We start from the raw sequence: 15,269 nt of genomic DNA, 5'->3' as shown, positions 1-15,269 counted from the left end.
ACGCGGCAGGGCGATCTCAGCCATACCCGCCACCCGAGGGTGATCGAGACACTACGACAGCCCCGAAATCACCCACCACAACAACGTAAGGAGGGCGATCTCATCCTCGGCACACTGAGCGGATCCGCGATCGGCACCCTGGTGGAGCGCGCCACTCGCTACGTCACGCCCGTGCACCTGGCCCACGACCACACCGCCGAGACCGTTCAGGACGGGCTCATCGCCTCGGTCAATCAGTGGCCACCCGGGCTGCGCCGGTCCCTGACCTGGGACCAAGGAGCGGAGATGTCCCACTACGCCAGCCTCCGCCGCGCCACCGGCATCGACGTGTTCTTCTGCGACGCCGCCAGTCCCTGGCAGCGCGGATCGAACGAGAATATGAACGGTCTGCTCAGGCAGTACTTCCCGAAAAGCACCAACCTGTCGGCGCACACCGTCGAAGATCTCCACGACGTTGCACGGGAGCTCAACAGCCGCCCTCGGAAATCCCTGGGATGGGCCACTCCGACCGAACCGACTCCATGATCTACTGGGGCACAGCTGAACGGCATGTGTTGCGACGACCGCTGGAATCCAAGTTGCATCGACCGGTTGAACTCGCCTGGGTCCCCGACCTCAAGCTTCGCGTTGAGCCGGCGGTGTTGCCGCTCGGTGAGGTGCTCCGCCCTGATCTGCAGGGTGGCCAGATTCCGTACAAGCGATCACCGGCCCGCCCGCGGTGGCTGAATGAGTCCTGCTGCACGCAACGACGCACCTTGTCGACGATCTGCCCGCCGAGGTTGACCACGTGGAAGGCGTCGAGCATCGTGATGGCCTCCGGGAGCTCGTTGCGGATCGCGTTGGCGCAGCCTTGGAACCGGTCGAAGGTAGCCGTGCGCATCCCAGACCTGCAGGTTTCGCCTTCTTCGGTGAGCCAGTCGTCGTAGGCCGCTTCGGTGCGGCCCTTGACCAGGTCCAGCAGCCTTGCCCAGTGCCGGGCGGGCCTATGTGGCGCCAGACGTGCTCGTCGACGCCGAGGGCGTCGATCCCGGCCAGCCGGTTCTCGGCGGCCAACTGGGCCTGGACGAGGGGTCGACGGTATCCCACACAGTCTTCCAGTCGACCCCGAGCCTCTGTGTCAGGGCAGAGACGGCGATGTCGTGGAAGCGCAGCTGGGACGCAGCCCATCCGATCGCGCGGGTGGTCAGCCCCCCGGCGCGACCAACCCGTGAACCTCGCAGAACGTCGTGACCTCACGCGCCGTCTCGTGGCAACGGTAGCGGCGTTTGCACCGCACCACGCGCACGGGCACTTCGGCGCGGGGCAAGTCGTGCAGCAGCACCGGCACCCGGCGGTGGCCGACGGCGAGCACCCCGCGGGAAGGGCAGCCCACCAGCGACGGCACGGTCTCGGCCACCAGGGCGAAGGACGACCGGTGGCGCTCGATCGTGAGCACGTGGACTGCGGGCATGGCACAGAGCGCGCACGCCAGTGCGCAACCAACGTGAGACACGTCGAGGCTTTCGAAGACGGTTGAAGTATTCACCTCCATCCTGGAGGTCTTGGCCAATACCCGGCGCGGTGACACGCACCCGGCGCTACCGCCCGCCCGCACTCATTGGGGCAGGGCCATCAATCGCGACATCGAGATGAAAGTCCGAGTCGCCCGAGGCTTCCGGATCTTCGACAACTACCGGTTACGTGCCCTCCTCGCCGCAAGCGGGCACCGCCCCTGGCGACAAGCCTCTACCGCTCTCCAATGAGAAGGGCCGGACAAGTACGGCTATCAGCCCACCGTAGAAGGTCACGAAACATTCGAAGATCGCGTCCTGGATTTACGGCAGCCGCAATGCCAACGGATTCTCGAGAAGCAGCATGGCAACCTGCGCCCGGTTGTCCACCTGAAGTTTGCGCAGGACCGAATGGACGTGGTTCTTGATCGTCGCGACGCTGAGATGCAATTCCACCGCGATCTCCTTGTTCGCCGCTCCGCGTCCGATGAGGCGGGCGATCTCGATCTCCCTCGGCGTCAGGCGCCCGTCCGGGGTACTTGGTGGGTCGGCCGCGCGCCGACGAGCCAACTCATGAAAAAGCGTTCGTGTAATTCGCGGATCGCAGACCATTTCTCCACGTTGTACCCTGTGGATGATTTCGATCATCTCGGCCGGACGAGCGGTCCGCGGAACGTAGGCGTCGAAGCCGGACTCCGCGCAGGCGATGACCTCCTCGGGAACCTCGCTGACGGCCACCGCGATCGCGGACACGTCGGGACAGACCACCTTGACGAGTCGTGGGACCGAGTGAGCCTTTGGGGTTGTGGCGTCGATGAGAACGACATCGGCGCCGAGTTCGATCGCCTTCAGGTCGAGATTGAGGACATCGTGCTCCGTCACGACGGCGGCGACACACTCCGCTGATTCCAGAAAGGCCGCCATGCAGTCGCCGAAGACCCGCACGGGCGAATAGACAAGAACACGCATCGGCTCTCCTCGTTCTTGTTTATCCATGTGGAGGAACGATGCCGGACAAGGGTCTCTTCGCTCCTGTGGGTGCGTTCGTCGGCGGCAGACCGTAGGCACAGAGGGCAGAGCCACGCTGCCCTCTGACGAGCTGCTGGAGCTGGGAGCTGCCGAAACCCTCGGACGACACTGGCATCGACGTGGGCGCGGAACGACGTTCTCTGGCGCCAGCAGTAGATGTCGCCGACCATGGCTCCTCCTTATATGAATCTCAACATAGTCGTCAGGTGCCTGCCGCTGACAAGGAAATCCGCGTTTCTCGTCGTCTATTTCGCAGGGTGTCGGACTCCGCCGAGCACGGGCGTATCCGAGTCGGCTCGGCAGGTGAGTTCCCCGGCGACGGTGCAGCTTTTGGCCGTCGCGAAGGAGATCGACCCGACCATGGCCTCAGGGCGGGCCTGCGGGAAATCCCGGAGCGGGACAGTTGAGGGACGGCTGCTGCCGAGAAGGCCCGGACCTGCCGAGGGTGGATCCATGGACCTGGGGAGGAAGGATCCACTCCCGGAGGGAAACACACTTTGAACCCGAGGATCCATTGGACGTGACGGACGTCACGCCCATAGTGAGACCAGTACTCGGGTGGGAGGGCCAGTGGCGCAAAGAACGAGGGTCTTCCTCGGATCGTTCTCCAGCGAACGGTTCGGCGAGGCCCTGCGCACTCGGCTCCGCGACACCGGGGAGTTCGACGTTATGCCCGTCGGCAAATCCGGCACCCTGTCGACCGCCGCAGGGGACGAGCCGTCGGTCCTCCTCGCGGAGGGGCGCAATCCCTCGCTGTGCCGCCCGTACCTCGACAGGTCCATGAGCCGTACGGTGCTGCTGGTCGACCCCGCGGCCACGAGCGCCTTCGGGGCACTGAACGACCACCGGTGGGCGAAGTTGGTCGACGTCGTCAGGATGCTTGCCGAAAAAGTGCGTGCGGGCGATCTCATGGACGCGCCGGACCGGGTCCGAATTTTCGATACCGGACTGCAGACACCCGCCGGAGACCGGCAGGGTGGCGCCCGCTCGGCCGACCTCGATCCCCTTCTGCGCTGGCTCGACGTCGCACTTGCGCTTCCTCTGGCCCGCCGCGGCGACGACGGCCGGCCCGGTGTCGTGGGCTGGTCGGTCGCCCCGCGGGAGGCGTTCGCGATGTTGGGGCTGGACTCGGCCGAGCCGAGCGAGACGGCCCTCGAAGACCAGCTGGCTGCCGCGGAGGACGACCTCTTCGGTCCGGGTCTCGCGCTCCCGCCTGCCATCGGTGACATCAAGACCGGTTTTTCGCTGTCCGGGCTCGACCTCCGCCTCCTCTGCTTGTTGCTGGCACCGGAGATCGACGGCCGGTATGCGACGGCGATCGGGGTCCTCCAGGACGACCTGACCCGGCGACGGCCCGGCCTGACCCTGCTCGCCGAGCTGATGTCGGGCGCGGGAGTGACCACCTGGGACCTCCGGCGGTATCTGAACGAACCGGATTCACTGGTCGCCAAGGGCTTGGTCCGGGCCGAGCCCGACGGACTGGCTGTCGATGCGCCGCTCGTGCCCAGCGCAGCAGTGGTCGCCTACCTCCTGTCGACGTCGCCGGAGCAAGCCGCGGCCGCCATCGGCGCGGAGCTGTGGATGCCGACGGCGCCTCCCCAGCCGTCTTTGTCGCCGCAGGAGGAACGCGTGGCGAGGCAGCTTCAACTGGCGGATGCCAGCGCAGGGCGGGTGCGGTTGGTCGGTGGTGACCGGTCGAAGCGGTGGTTCGGCCGGGTAGCCGGCGGCATGGGCCTGACGGTCCTGGCGGGGAATCTCCATACCCTCGAGCACGGCAGAGACCGGAGCGCCGCCGTGTGCGAGTGGTCCGTCCTGAGCCGCCTCCTGGAGTCTTCCCTCCTGCTGCTCGGCACCGACACGATGAGTGCGACAGAGTCCATGCGAGTTGCCGAACTGGTGCAGTCGCCCGGGAGTGGCGGCCGGCTCGTGGCCGCTGACGGCGACCTGATGGATCACCGGGGGACGAGTGGTGCGGTCGTGGTGGCACCGACGCTCTCCGCCGCCCAGCGTTCCGCCTGGTGGACAGTGGCGGCTCGGCAGGCCGGCCTCGTCCTGGGCGAAGGCGACCCGGACCGCCTGGCCGCCACAGTGAGCCTTGACCCGGGCGACTTCGCCTCGGCGGTCCGCATGGCCGTCCACCTGACGGCAGCAGGAGTGGACGGCACACTTGTGGAGCTCGTGCAACGGTCAGCCCGCGACTTGGCCAGATGCGAACTGCCCGCCGGAGTCCGGCGCATCGAGCCGGTCTATGGCTGGAGCGACATCGTCGTCGGTGATGAGAACCGGGCCCTGCTCGAATCCATCTCGCAGCACGTGCTCTACGAGGGCCGGGTGATGGAGGAGTGGGGCTTCTCCGCGCGGGTGACCTACGGACGAGGCGTCTCCGCCCTGTTCAGCGGTCCGAGCGGCACCGGCAAAACGATGGCGGCACAGATCATCGCCAAGGACCTGGGGGTCGATCTCCTGCAGGTGGACCTGTCCAAGACGGTGTCGAAGTACATCGGGGACACGGAGAAGAACCTCGACAGGGTGTTCGAGGCGGCCGAGTGCAACGGTTCCGTTCTGCTCTTCGACGAGGCCGATGCCATCTTCGGCCGACGCACCGAGATCAAGGACGCGCACGATCGGCACGCCAACGTGGAGGTCGCCTATCTCCTGCAGCGGTTGGAGGAGTTCTGCGGTCTGACCATCCTGACGACCAACATGAAGCGGAACATCGACGACGCCTTCGCCAGGCGTCTGCGGTTCGTCATCGACTTCGCGCTGCCCACGGCCGCGGAGCGGGTCATGATCTGGCACCGGGCTTTTCCAGAAGGGGTCCTGGCCAACGGCGACCCGGACATTGCCACCGTGGCCAGTCGGCTGCCGATCGCCGGGGGCAGCATCCAGAACATCGCCCTGCATGCGGCGTTCCTGGCGGCCCCGGACGGTGGGCCGATCGGCGTCGAGCATGTCTTCGCGGCCATCCGCCGGGAGCTGCTGAAGATGGGAATGCGCTCGGCCGTGAGCGGTCTTGAGGACCTCATGCCCAACCTCGTCGGGACGGACCGGCACGATCAACGGGTCGCACCATGAGCGCCAACGCCATCGCCCAGATCACCGAGGCCTTCCGCGCGCGTCTGGAGACCGCGGTCGGATCGGGGCAGGTCTACGTCGGTCCGCCGGTCGCCGAGGACGTCGGGAGCCGGAAGCTCGCGCTGTTCCTCTTCCACGTCCTGCCCAATCAGGCCATGCGGAACGAGATCCACTACGTCCCGGCGTCCACCGATCCTGAGGATCCCTTTGTCGAGGCGAACGCCATCCCCCTGGACCTGCGCTATCTGGTCTCGGCCTTCCGGTCCACGGGCACCGGCAACGGTGGTCTTGCCGACCCGGACGAGATGCTGAACCTCGGCGCCGCGATCCAGCAGCTCCACGCGCACCCGGACATCGACAGCTCGGAGGTCCCGCACCAGCTCGCACGCATCACCCCCGAGCCCTACACGATGGAGGACATCAGCAGGGTGTGGGGCCTGATGCCGCAGACGTCCTACCGGACGTCCATGGTCTACCTCGTCAGTCCGGTGTTCGTTGCCCTGGCCCTGGGGTCGGGATCCCCGCGGGTGACGACCCACGAATACCGGCACGGAGACCTCTCCGACTCGCTGGGATCGGCGAGCCGAGCCGCGAGGGCCGAACGATGATCCGTCATCTTGTGGGGGCCGAGAGCGGGCGCACCGACCGCGTCACCGCCGTCATCATTCCCATGGACGGCGCGACTCGCATCCCGGTGCGCCGGGGGATCGACGTCCAGCTCTGGGACCGGGAACAGCAGCAGGCGCGCCCGATCCGCTTGATCAGGAATCTCGATGGTCAGGCAGCACTCCTGAACGAGGAAGCCGACCAGGAGTTCACCTTCCGGATCGGGACCGAGCGCTCGTACTACCGAGGACCCTTGCTCACGACCTTCAACCCGGCAGTCGACGGAACCGCCCACGTCGTCGCCCTCGAAAGGCGTCCTGACGCGCCCTTCGATGACGTCGCCACCCTGGTGCGCGGGGTCGTCGTGCGACCTGACCCCGTCGATGCGGGGAAGACGGTTCCGGTCGACGGCTCCAAGGTCTCCGTCTCCGGTGCTGAGATCACCGGCCACCAATTTCCGGTCACGACGGATCGACGGGGATCCTTCGCCCTGATTGTCAACATCCGACGGCCGGGTCCGGACGAGACCCCCACCGTCGAGGCGCGCCTGCGTTTCGAGAAGGACGGCACGCCATCCAGGACCCTCGACGTGACCCTCACCCACGGCCGGACGCATGTCCTGTCCGCGCCGGTCGATCTCGAGGGGAACGGCCCGGTTCGTTTCACTCACGAGTAGCCACATCCGATACAACCAAGGAAGGAGCGTGCGGTCGTGAACAACCACGGTGATTCGTCCGCCGGCGCCGAAGCGTCGCGGGACAAGACCACGACCACCACGCCACACGCCGGTGCTTCAAGCGACCAGTACGTGGACAAGTGCGTCGTGCCGAACGGCACCACCATCCAGGAGGAGCTCGAGGACCTGAGAAGGGCCAGGGAGCGGGCGCGACGCGACCGGGAGAGCGCCGAGGGCGTCTACGTCAACACAGAGGGCCGGCTGGCCGTCCTGGACGGCGTCGAACGGGACTACCCCACCACGAAGAAGACCTACGACGACGCCTACCCCCAGTTGCGCCGCGACCACGACAACTTCACGGACTACCTCGACTGCGAGGAATCGAACCTCAAGACGCGCCTGGGTTCGGCAGCCGCTCAGGTCCATCGGCTCGTCGAGGACCGGGACAGGAAGTCGCGGCAGTTGGAACGGGCTTTCGTGGAGGCCACGAAGGAGGTTCAGCAGACCTCAGCGCCCTTCGAGGCACTCAACGAGGCGATCAAGAAGCGAACCGCCGAACTCAACGCGTGGAAGAACCTCACAGCAACGGTGACTGCCCAGCATGCCGAGCTCAAGAAGTTCCGGGACGACATCAACAAGGCTCGCGACGGCGGCAAGTACGCACTCGCCTACGGACTGCTCGTGATGGCCAAGAGCAAACGGGAAGAGCACGCGGGCGGTCCGCACCTGGTGGAACCCTCGAAGGTGCACCAGGAATTCCACGTCGCCGGCGAGAAGCTGGTCAAGGCCCAGAGAAGGCTCGCCTCGGCCCAGCGGGACCTCGAGACGAGCAAGGCCGTCTTGGCCGCGGTCACCAAGGACCTCGAAGAGCACCGGAAGACGTCGGAGGCGAGACTTCGCGTCGAACTCGTGGAGATCACGCCGGCGGATGACGGTGCATCGTCCGCCGGTGCGGAAGGCTCTCCTCCGGGTAGCGCCGGGTCATCCCGGGACGACGGTGGGCCTGGCCAGGACGGCGGCGATCCTCCTCCGGACGACGACGCGGCGGCTGCGGAAACCAACATGAAGGGAGGAAACGGACATGCCTGAATATCTCGCCCCAGGCGTCTATGTCGAGGAAGTGGAGAGGGGCCCCAAACCGATCGAGGGGGTCGCGACCAGCACGGCGGCATTCCTCGGGGAAACCCTCAGAGGCCCTCAGAAACCGTGGCTCGTGACCAGTTACGGGGCCTTTCTCCGGTGGTTCGGGGACGTCTTCGGAACGGGCAAGTACACGCCGTACGCGGTCAAGGCGTTTTTCGACAACGGCGGCCGGCGCTGCTACATCGCTCGGATCGTGGGCCAAGGGTCCGCTCGCGCCGCGGTCACCGCCGGCGCGTTCACCGTTACTGCGGTCGGACCGGGCACGGCCTACAACAACGTGCTCGTACGGATCGGCAGGGGGACCACGCTCGACGCGGAAGGCGCGCCCGTGGGTTTCCGTGTCCAGGTGTCGTACTGGGCCAACGAGGCCCACGTCCCGGATCCCAGCCAGTTCGGGAACCCTCCCACACCCCCCACTGTCACGGAGGACTTCGACGACCTCAGCCTGGACCCGGCCTCACCGACCTACTTCGACAAGCGCGTCAACAACTTCAACTCCGTCCTGGTCGAGGTCAGTGCGGGCGACGACGCCGAGCTACCGCAGGAGGACGGCGACCCGGTCAGGCTCGAAGGGGGTCTGGACGGTGCAGCACCCATCCCGGCCGACTACGAAGGCCGAAGCCCGGACGGCAACCCCAAGAACCATCGGGGACTGGCGGCCCTGTCGCTCGACGAATTCCGGGAGGTGGCGATCGTCCACGCCCCCGGGGCCGCCTACAACGTTGCGCAGAGCGTCGTCGTCCACTGCGAACGGAACAGGTTCCGCTTCGCCGTGGTCGATTCCCTGCAGAACGAGGTCAATGCCAGCAGCATCGATCCCCGGGGCCTGGTCGCTGACACCAAGTACGGCGCCTTCTACTACCCGTGGATCGTCATCAACGACCCTCGGAGCGGCGGGCGTGTCACGATCCCTCCGGGGGGCGCCGTCTGCGGGATCTACGCGCTGACGGACAACACGCGCGGCGTCTTCAAAGCTCCGGCCAACGAAGTCGTCGCCGGTGCGCTGGATCTCGAGTTCGACATCGACCAGGGGACCCAGGAAGTTCTCAATCCGAAGGGTGTCAACGCCATCCGCCGATTCCCCGGGCGCGGCATCCGCGTGTGGGGCGCGCGCACCATGTCGAGCGACCCGCTGTGGAAGTACGTCAACGTCCGGCGGCTGTTCATCTTCCTCGAGGCGTCGATCTACAACTCGACGCAGTGGGTCGTCTTCGAGCCGAACGACCCGCGGCTGTGGGCCCGGGTCAAGCAGACCGTGACCTTGTTCCTGAGAACCCAGTGGCGGGAGGGTGCGCTGCTCGGGGTCAAGGAGGAGGAGGCCTTCACGGTCGCCGTCGGGAGGGGAGAAACGATGTCCGACGACGACATCCTCAACGGCCGCCTCATCGTCGAGATCGGCATTGCGCCGGTCCGGCCGGCGGAGTTCGTCGTCTTCCGCGTCTTCCAGAAGACCCAGGAGTCGAAGTCATGAGCACGACAAGCCAGGAGGGCTGATCGATGGCACGGCAAGATCCCTACCGCAAGTTCCGGTACCGGCTGGAGATCGACGGCATCGAGCAAGCGGCGTTCTCCGAGGTGGCGATCGGTGATGCAGCCAGCGACCCCATCGAGTACCGGGAGGGCGACGAGGCGCCGACAGCGCGCAAGCTCAGCGGCCTGACCAAGTTCGCCAACGTCACGCTGAAGTGGGGCATGACCGATTCCATGGAACTCACGGATTGGCACCGGCTCATCGTGGACGGCGCCACCCTGCAGGAGGAGATCCGGAAGACGGTCGTCATCCGCATCCAGAACGAGGCCGGCGAGGACAAAGCGGCCTTCGAGGTCACGAGGGCGTGGCCCACCAAATACGACCCGTCCGATCTCAACGGCACCGGCAACGAGGTGGCCATCGATTCGCTCGAACTGGCCAATGAGGGCATTCGGCGGATCCAGTAGTCCCCACCACAAGGAGCCAAGCTATGTTCGCCACTGAAATCGACTTCACCCTCGGGAAGGGATACCTCGACGCCGACGGCGTCCTCCACACCCAGGGTGTCATGCGCCTGGCCACGGCGGCAGACGAGATCCTGCCCCTCAAGGATCCCCGCGTCCAGCAGAATCCGGGCTATCTGACCATCATCGTGCTGGCCAGAGTCATCACCAAGCTGGGCTCACTGCCGGACGTCAACACGAAGGTGGTCGAGGGCCTCTTCGTCAGCGACCTCGAACAGCTGCAACAGCTGTACGAACGTCTCAACGCCCTGGACGAACCGGCAGCGTCACCGGGAGCCGGCACCGACGGCCTCCTGGCCGACGAATGGCACTCGAGGTCCTACGCCCTGGGGGAACGATGAAGGCCTATCCCCTGGACGAGCTCTACGAGGAGATGGCCTTCATCGCCTACCACTTCCACTGGTCCCACGAGGAGCTGATGCAGCTCGAACACGGCCAGCGCCGCCGGTGGTGCGAAGAGATCTCACGGATCAACCGCACCCTGAACGGGGCTCCGTCCAACCCCTTCGACAGCGTGTAAGGAGGTGAACCATGGCTCGTCCGGACCCGTACAGAGCCTTCCGCTTCGTCGTCGAAATCGACGGTACGGAGGCCGGCGGTTTCCAGTCCGTCGCCGGCATCGAACGGCAGACCCAGATCGAGCCCTACCGGGAGGGCGGCGTCAATGACTACGAGCATCAGCTCGCCGTCAAGACCACCTACCCCGCGTTGACCCTCAAACGAGGCCTGGTGGACCCATGGATGTGGGACTGGCACCAGGACGTCATCGCCGGAAGGATCTCGCACCGGACCGTCTCTGTGCTTCTGCTGGATCCGGCTGGTGAGGAGGTCTGGCGCTGGGTCGTCGTCGATGCGTTTCCCGCCAAGTGGACCGGCGCCGAACTGGAGGCACTGACGGCGGCCGTGGCCACGGAGTCGGTGGAGCTGGTTCACCACGGAATCACCAGGGGTAAATGATGTCCGATCGGCTGCCATCCCATCCCTCACCCATCCGGCGGCGTGCCGACCTCGGCGGGATCGCGATCCACCGCCATCGGCTCCGCCGGCACCGGTCGCTCGCTCTCGTCTACCGTCGACCTGCCGCCGGGGCCCCGTCGAGGCCGATCGTCGCGGGCAACGGCGCACTGGTGAGCCTCTCGCTGCACTTCTCCTGGCGGGTCCGGCTGGCCGAGCGACTCACCACCGTGGTCCGGCAGGCCACGGTCCAGCCGATCCGCCGTGAACTGCAGTCAACCCGGCCGGTGGTGCGCCTGGACGGTGGCTCGGCTCGGCTCAGCCGAGCGACGAGCGTGGTGGGCCGTGTCCTGCCCGATCGGGCAGGCGGACCGCGTCCCGAGAGACCGGCGTATCAGGTGCCGGTTGCGCTCTCCGGGAAGTCGGGTGGCAGGCCCGCCCCGGGCCCTCGGGCGCGACCGGCCGGCGGGTTGCCGGGTGGACGCGGGGAGCACTTCCGCCCTGGCCCAGTGGCTCTCCGGCTGGAGCGTCATCCGGTGCTGCCGGCACAGCAGCAAGCGAGCACGCCCGCATCGTTCCTGGGGGCCGGGGAGGTATGGTCCGGTACCCGCCGGGTGGACCAGGCCGGGGCCGGTCACGGTCTGGGGGCAGGCCGGGGCGGCGATGCCGGTGTGGGCAGGCTGCCGGATCGGCGCAGGGCTCCTTCCGCGCAGGAGGAGGCAGGTGGAACCCCGTTCGGTTCCACCAGGAAGTTTTGGGCCCGTCCCTGGGACCTTGCCGAACCACCGGACTCCATGCGTCCGGGCACCCGGCACGCTGCGCCGCCGCACGGAGGGCCTGCATTGGCCGCCGGCCTTCCACCCGCACCGCACGTGCTGCCCGGATCGCCGGCCGACAGGCCGGTTCCGGGCCCTCGGGCGCGTTCGGCAGAAGGGATACAGGAGCAACGCTGGGATCGCTCGCGCTCGAATGTCTCCCGGACGGATCGTCGCCGGCTACTGCCGACACTGCAGGATTCGGGCACGACCGCATCGCTCCGTGGTGCCCGGCGAGCGTCGTGGTCAGGTGCCCGCCGGGTCGACGACTGGCCCGGGGCCGGCCAGCGGGGCCGACCTCGTGTTTTGTCCGTGCCGGAAGAGGCGGGCAGCGAACGATCCGATGTCGCCAGAAAATACTGGACGTGGGCTTCGGAACTCCCCGGACCATCGCACTCGGCGCGAGCCGGCACAGCGGATACGGCTCGGCCCCATGGCATGCCTGGATCTGCGACCGGCCTCCCACCGGCGGCCCGGGACCTGCGACCGGCGGCACGAGTTCACCGGGAACAGCCACCCAGTGCCGTTGTGCAGGCCCCAGCCGTACAGGCCTCGACCGCATCCGTGCGTCCGACGGCCCCGCCGATCGACATCGATCGGCTGGACAACGAATTGTGGCGGCGCTTCGAGAAACGGGTTCGAATCGAGAACGAACGACGGGGGAGGGGGTGAGCGGCAGTGGCCCAGGAACTGGCCAAAGCCGTCATCAAGCCGCTGGACGGCAACAAGGCGGAGGCGAACGAGGTGATTCCGGTCTGGTTCAACCCGACCGAGTACAGCGTCGAGTATTCGGCGAACTTCCAGGAGGCGGCACCCCCCGGGCTGTCGAACCCGATCCTCCAGTTCGTCAACGGCAACGCCCGCGTGCTGACCATGGACCTGTTGTTCGACACCTACACCGACGGCGGGGACCGCAGCGTCCTGGAGCTCACCGATCCCATCACGGATCTCGTCTCGATCGACGGCTCCCTGCACGCCCCGCCCCGGGTCATGTTCCTGTGGGGAGTTTTCGAGTTCATCGCCGTTGTGGAGAAGGTCTCACAGAAGCTGACGATGTTCGCATCGGACGGGAAGCCGGTCCGGTCCACGCTCAACGTGACCTTCAAGCAGTACCGGTCGGTTTCCGAACAACTGAAGAACCCGCGACGGAACTCTGCCGACAGGACCAAGCGGCGCGTCCTGGAGTCGCACGACAGCATCTGGCTGATGGCCGCCCGGGAGTACGGAGAGTCGCGCTACTGGCGCCTCATCGCCGAGTACAACGACATCGACGATCCGCGGCGGATACCGCCTGGGACGGTCCTCGTCCTGCCGCCGCTCGTTCCGGCCGAGTCGAGAGAGGCGCGCCGTGAAACTTCAAGAGCTTGAGAACGACGCGGCTCACGACCGGTTCTATGTGCCCTCGTTCTCGATCAAGGTCGGCGGAAAAGACCTCCTCCGCGAACTCTTCCTTGCGGTGACCTCGGTCAGTGTCGATCTCAAGGAGAGGTCGGCGGGGCGCTTCTCCTTCACCATCGCCTCGTCATACGACTGGAAGCAGGACGAGTTCCTCGCCACCGAGCACCAGGACCGAATGGATCTGCTCGAGGTGTTCGCCTTCGGCAGCACCGTGGAGATCGCTCTCGGCTACGGGGACGCGTCCAAACTGAAGTGCATGATCCAGGGGATCGTCACCGAGATCGGGACATCGTTCTCCGCAGGGTCGACACCGGAACTCACCATCAGCGGAGTCGACGGCCTGTATCCCCTCACGGTGGGCAAGAACACCCGGCACTGGGAGAACAAACCGGACAGCTATGCCGTGGCGGATATCGCCCGCCTCGCCCACCTCAAGACCGATGTGGACCCCACCACCCCGGTCGTTGCCCGCATCGACCAGACCAACGAGAGCGACATGTCCTTCCTGGAGCGGCTCGCGGACCGGCACGCGACCACCTTCTACGAACGCAACGGCAGGCTCCGTTTCGGCCCACGGCGTCGGCAGGCGGCCGCCGCCGCCGAGCTGACCTGGGGGGAGGGATTGCTGAGCTTCAGCCCCGAGGCCAACCTGGCACGGCAGATCGCCGAGGTCAGGGTTCACGGGCGTTCGGAAGGCACGGGCGAGGCCTTCGTCGGCAGGGCAAAAGCCGGCGAGGAAGCCGGCGTCGGGCCGGCGGAGGAAACCGGCAGCAAACAGACCATCAAGTTCCTGGCCAGGCAACCGGTGCTCAATGTCCGCGCTCCCGTCAAGAACCAGGAGGAGGCCGACGCCCTGGCCCAGGCCATCCTCGACGAGCGCGCCCAGAAGTTCGTCACCGGCAGTGGCGAGTCCATCGGGCTGCCGGAGGTCCTTCCCGACACCCGGCTGACCCTCGGGGGGCTGGGTCGCGCCTTCAGCAAGACCTACTACGTCACCGAGGCCACGCACAAGATCGACGGCAGCGGGTATCGGACCACCTTCAAAGTCGAAGAGAAATCGCTCGAGCCCAAGAAGGAGGGGCCCTGATGACCGGGACGATGTGGGACCAGACCAGCTCGGCAGAGCGGGAGTCGGACGGCTTCCTCACCGGAGTAGCGGTGGGCGAGGTGACGGACAACAAGGACCCGGAGGGCCTGGCACGGGTGCGCGTCCGGCTGCCCTGGCAACCGGAGGGCGACACGAGTTTCTGGGCGCGGGCTGCCATGCCCATGGCCGGCAACGGCAGGGGACTGTACGTCCTGCCCGAGATCGGCGACGAGGTGCTGGTTGCCGCCGAGCAGGGGGACCCGTCCCACCTCTACGTCCTCGGCGCTCTCTGGAACGGAAAAAGCCCTCCGCCGGAGAACAACGACGACGGCAAGAACAACACGCGACTGTTCAGAAGCCGCTCGAAGCACGAGATCCGGTTCAACGACGACCAGTCCTCACCCGAGATCGAAGTGAAACTGGCCGACGGGAAACGGCTGGCCCTGGACCAGGACAAGATCACGATCGACGACGCCAAGAACAACACCATCACGATCAGTTCCACGGACAACACGATCACCATCAAGGCGGGGCAGATGCTGCGGCTGGAGGCCACGCAGATCGAGATCCGTGCCAACGGAACGATGAGCCTGAACTCCTCCGGAACCCTGCAGATCAAGGGGTCGGTCGTGCAGATCAACTAGGCGACCCCACGCCGGACCAAGAGCAACAGACACGTCGGAAGCGTCGGTGAGGAAGAGACCATGGGAAAACCAGCAGCACGGGTCGGGGACCCCACGGCCCACGGATCACCCCTGACGGTGGGACCTGGATGTCCCACCGTCCTGATCGGGGGGCGTCCGGCTTGGCGGGCCGGCAGCGACACGCACACGTGCCCCTTGTCCGACGGCCCCAAGCCGCACGTCGGCGGGGTCATTGCGGTGGGCAGCACGACCGTCCTGATCGGAGGACTGCCCGCGGCCCGGCTGGGGGACCAGATCGTCGAAGTAGGTCCACCCAACGCCGTTCTCTCGGGTGAACCGACGGTACTGATCGGATAA

Annotated in this window: 17 protein-coding genes; 14 read left to right on the top strand and 3 right to left on the bottom strand. The window is 66.6% G+C overall.

The window, feature by feature from the left end:
• A partial coding sequence (locus ACFU0Y_RS04800) for an IS30 family transposase (RefSeq protein WP_380213306.1) occupies window positions 1-525 on the top strand: 525 nt, incomplete at its 5' end.
• Window position 526: 1 nt separating this feature from the next.
• On the opposite strand, the gene ACFU0Y_RS04795 is transcribed toward ACFU0Y_RS04800, so the two are convergent.
• From ACFU0Y_RS04795 to ACFU0Y_RS04785, 3 genes are all read right to left on the bottom strand, one after another.
• The gene (locus ACFU0Y_RS04795; protein WP_380213307.1) at window positions 527-952 is read right to left on the bottom strand and encodes a transposase; all 426 of its coding nucleotides are present in this window, start codon (window positions 950-952) and stop codon (window positions 527-529) included.
• A gap of 231 nt (window positions 953-1,183) precedes the next feature.
• Window positions 1,184-1,525 carry a hypothetical protein gene (locus tag ACFU0Y_RS04790; protein ID WP_380213305.1) on the bottom strand — a complete coding sequence of 114 codons (342 nt, stop codon included), beginning with the start codon at window positions 1,523-1,525 and terminating at the stop codon, window positions 1,184-1,186.
• Between the two features lie 289 nt (window positions 1,526-1,814).
• A complete protein-coding gene (locus ACFU0Y_RS04785) occupies window positions 1,815-2,459 on the bottom strand; it encodes a LuxR C-terminal-related transcriptional regulator (RefSeq protein WP_380213304.1) in 645 nt (214 codons plus the stop codon).
• Between the two features lie 630 nt (window positions 2,460-3,089).
• Between ACFU0Y_RS04785 and ACFU0Y_RS04780 the strand changes: the two genes are divergently transcribed.
• The 13 genes from ACFU0Y_RS04780 to ACFU0Y_RS04720 all read left to right on the top strand — a co-directional run bounded on the left by ACFU0Y_RS04780 (window position 3,090) and on the right by ACFU0Y_RS04720 (window position 15,269).
• Window positions 3,090-5,594, top strand: coding sequence for an ATP-binding protein (locus tag ACFU0Y_RS04780; protein ID WP_380213303.1), 2,505 nt, complete (start codon window positions 3,090-3,092; stop codon window positions 5,592-5,594).
• On the top strand, window positions 5,591-6,202 hold the full coding sequence (locus tag ACFU0Y_RS04775; protein WP_035929237.1) for a DUF4255 domain-containing protein: 612 nt from the start codon (window positions 5,591-5,593) through the stop codon (window positions 6,200-6,202). The genes ACFU0Y_RS04780 and ACFU0Y_RS04775 overlap by 4 nt, the downstream gene beginning before the upstream one ends.
• The gene (locus tag ACFU0Y_RS04770; RefSeq protein WP_380213302.1) at window positions 6,199-6,876 is read left to right on the top strand and encodes a hypothetical protein; all 678 of its coding nucleotides are present in this window, start codon (window positions 6,199-6,201) and stop codon (window positions 6,874-6,876) included. Before ACFU0Y_RS04775 ends, ACFU0Y_RS04770 begins: the two co-directional genes overlap by 4 nt.
• A 36-nt stretch (window positions 6,877-6,912) precedes the next feature.
• On the top strand, window positions 6,913-7,965 hold the full coding sequence (locus ACFU0Y_RS04765) for a hypothetical protein (protein ID WP_380213301.1): 1,053 nt from the start codon (window positions 6,913-6,915) through the stop codon (window positions 7,963-7,965).
• Window positions 7,958-9,490, top strand: a complete 1,533-nt coding sequence (locus tag ACFU0Y_RS04760; protein WP_035929223.1) for a phage tail sheath family protein — start codon at window positions 7,958-7,960, stop codon at window positions 9,488-9,490. The genes ACFU0Y_RS04765 and ACFU0Y_RS04760 overlap by 8 nt, the downstream gene beginning before the upstream one ends.
• A gap of 26 nt (window positions 9,491-9,516) precedes the next feature.
• Window positions 9,517-9,957, top strand: a complete 441-nt coding sequence (locus ACFU0Y_RS04755; protein WP_380213300.1) for a phage tail protein — start codon at window positions 9,517-9,519, stop codon at window positions 9,955-9,957.
• A 23-nt stretch (window positions 9,958-9,980) separates the two neighbouring features.
• The gene (locus ACFU0Y_RS04750) at window positions 9,981-10,355 is read left to right on the top strand and encodes a hypothetical protein (protein ID WP_380213299.1); all 375 of its coding nucleotides are present in this window, start codon (window positions 9,981-9,983) and stop codon (window positions 10,353-10,355) included.
• Window positions 10,352-10,534 (top strand): DUF6760 family protein, encoded by a 183-nt coding sequence (locus ACFU0Y_RS04745; RefSeq protein WP_380213298.1) that lies wholly within the window; start codon window positions 10,352-10,354, stop codon window positions 10,532-10,534. The genes ACFU0Y_RS04750 and ACFU0Y_RS04745 overlap by 4 nt, the downstream gene beginning before the upstream one ends.
• Before the next feature lie 11 nt (window positions 10,535-10,545).
• The gene (locus ACFU0Y_RS04740) at window positions 10,546-10,971 is read left to right on the top strand and encodes a phage tail protein (protein WP_035929210.1); all 426 of its coding nucleotides are present in this window, start codon (window positions 10,546-10,548) and stop codon (window positions 10,969-10,971) included.
• A 1,490-nt stretch (window positions 10,972-12,461) separates the two neighbouring features.
• On the top strand, window positions 12,462-13,151 hold the full coding sequence (locus ACFU0Y_RS04735; protein ID WP_380213297.1) for a hypothetical protein: 690 nt from the start codon (window positions 12,462-12,464) through the stop codon (window positions 13,149-13,151).
• Window positions 13,132-14,268 carry a phage late control D family protein gene (locus tag ACFU0Y_RS04730; RefSeq protein ID WP_380213296.1) on the top strand — a complete coding sequence of 379 codons (1,137 nt, stop codon included), beginning with the start codon at window positions 13,132-13,134 and terminating at the stop codon, window positions 14,266-14,268. Before ACFU0Y_RS04735 ends, ACFU0Y_RS04730 begins: the two co-directional genes overlap by 20 nt.
• Window positions 14,268-14,912 carry a phage baseplate assembly protein V gene (locus ACFU0Y_RS04725; protein WP_380213295.1) on the top strand — a complete coding sequence of 215 codons (645 nt, stop codon included), beginning with the start codon at window positions 14,268-14,270 and terminating at the stop codon, window positions 14,910-14,912. Before ACFU0Y_RS04730 ends, ACFU0Y_RS04725 begins: the two co-directional genes overlap by 1 nt.
• A 60-nt stretch (window positions 14,913-14,972) precedes the next feature.
• Window positions 14,973-15,269, top strand: a complete 297-nt coding sequence (locus ACFU0Y_RS04720) for a PAAR domain-containing protein (protein WP_380213294.1) — start codon at window positions 14,973-14,975, stop codon at window positions 15,267-15,269.

Source organism: Kocuria sp. NPDC057446 (assembly GCF_042802875.1).
GTDB lineage: Bacteria > Actinomycetota > Actinomycetes > Actinomycetales > Micrococcaceae > Kocuria.
The sequence above is the reverse complement of the archived record's forward strand: the minus strand, read 5'-3'. Positions and strand labels throughout refer to the sequence as shown.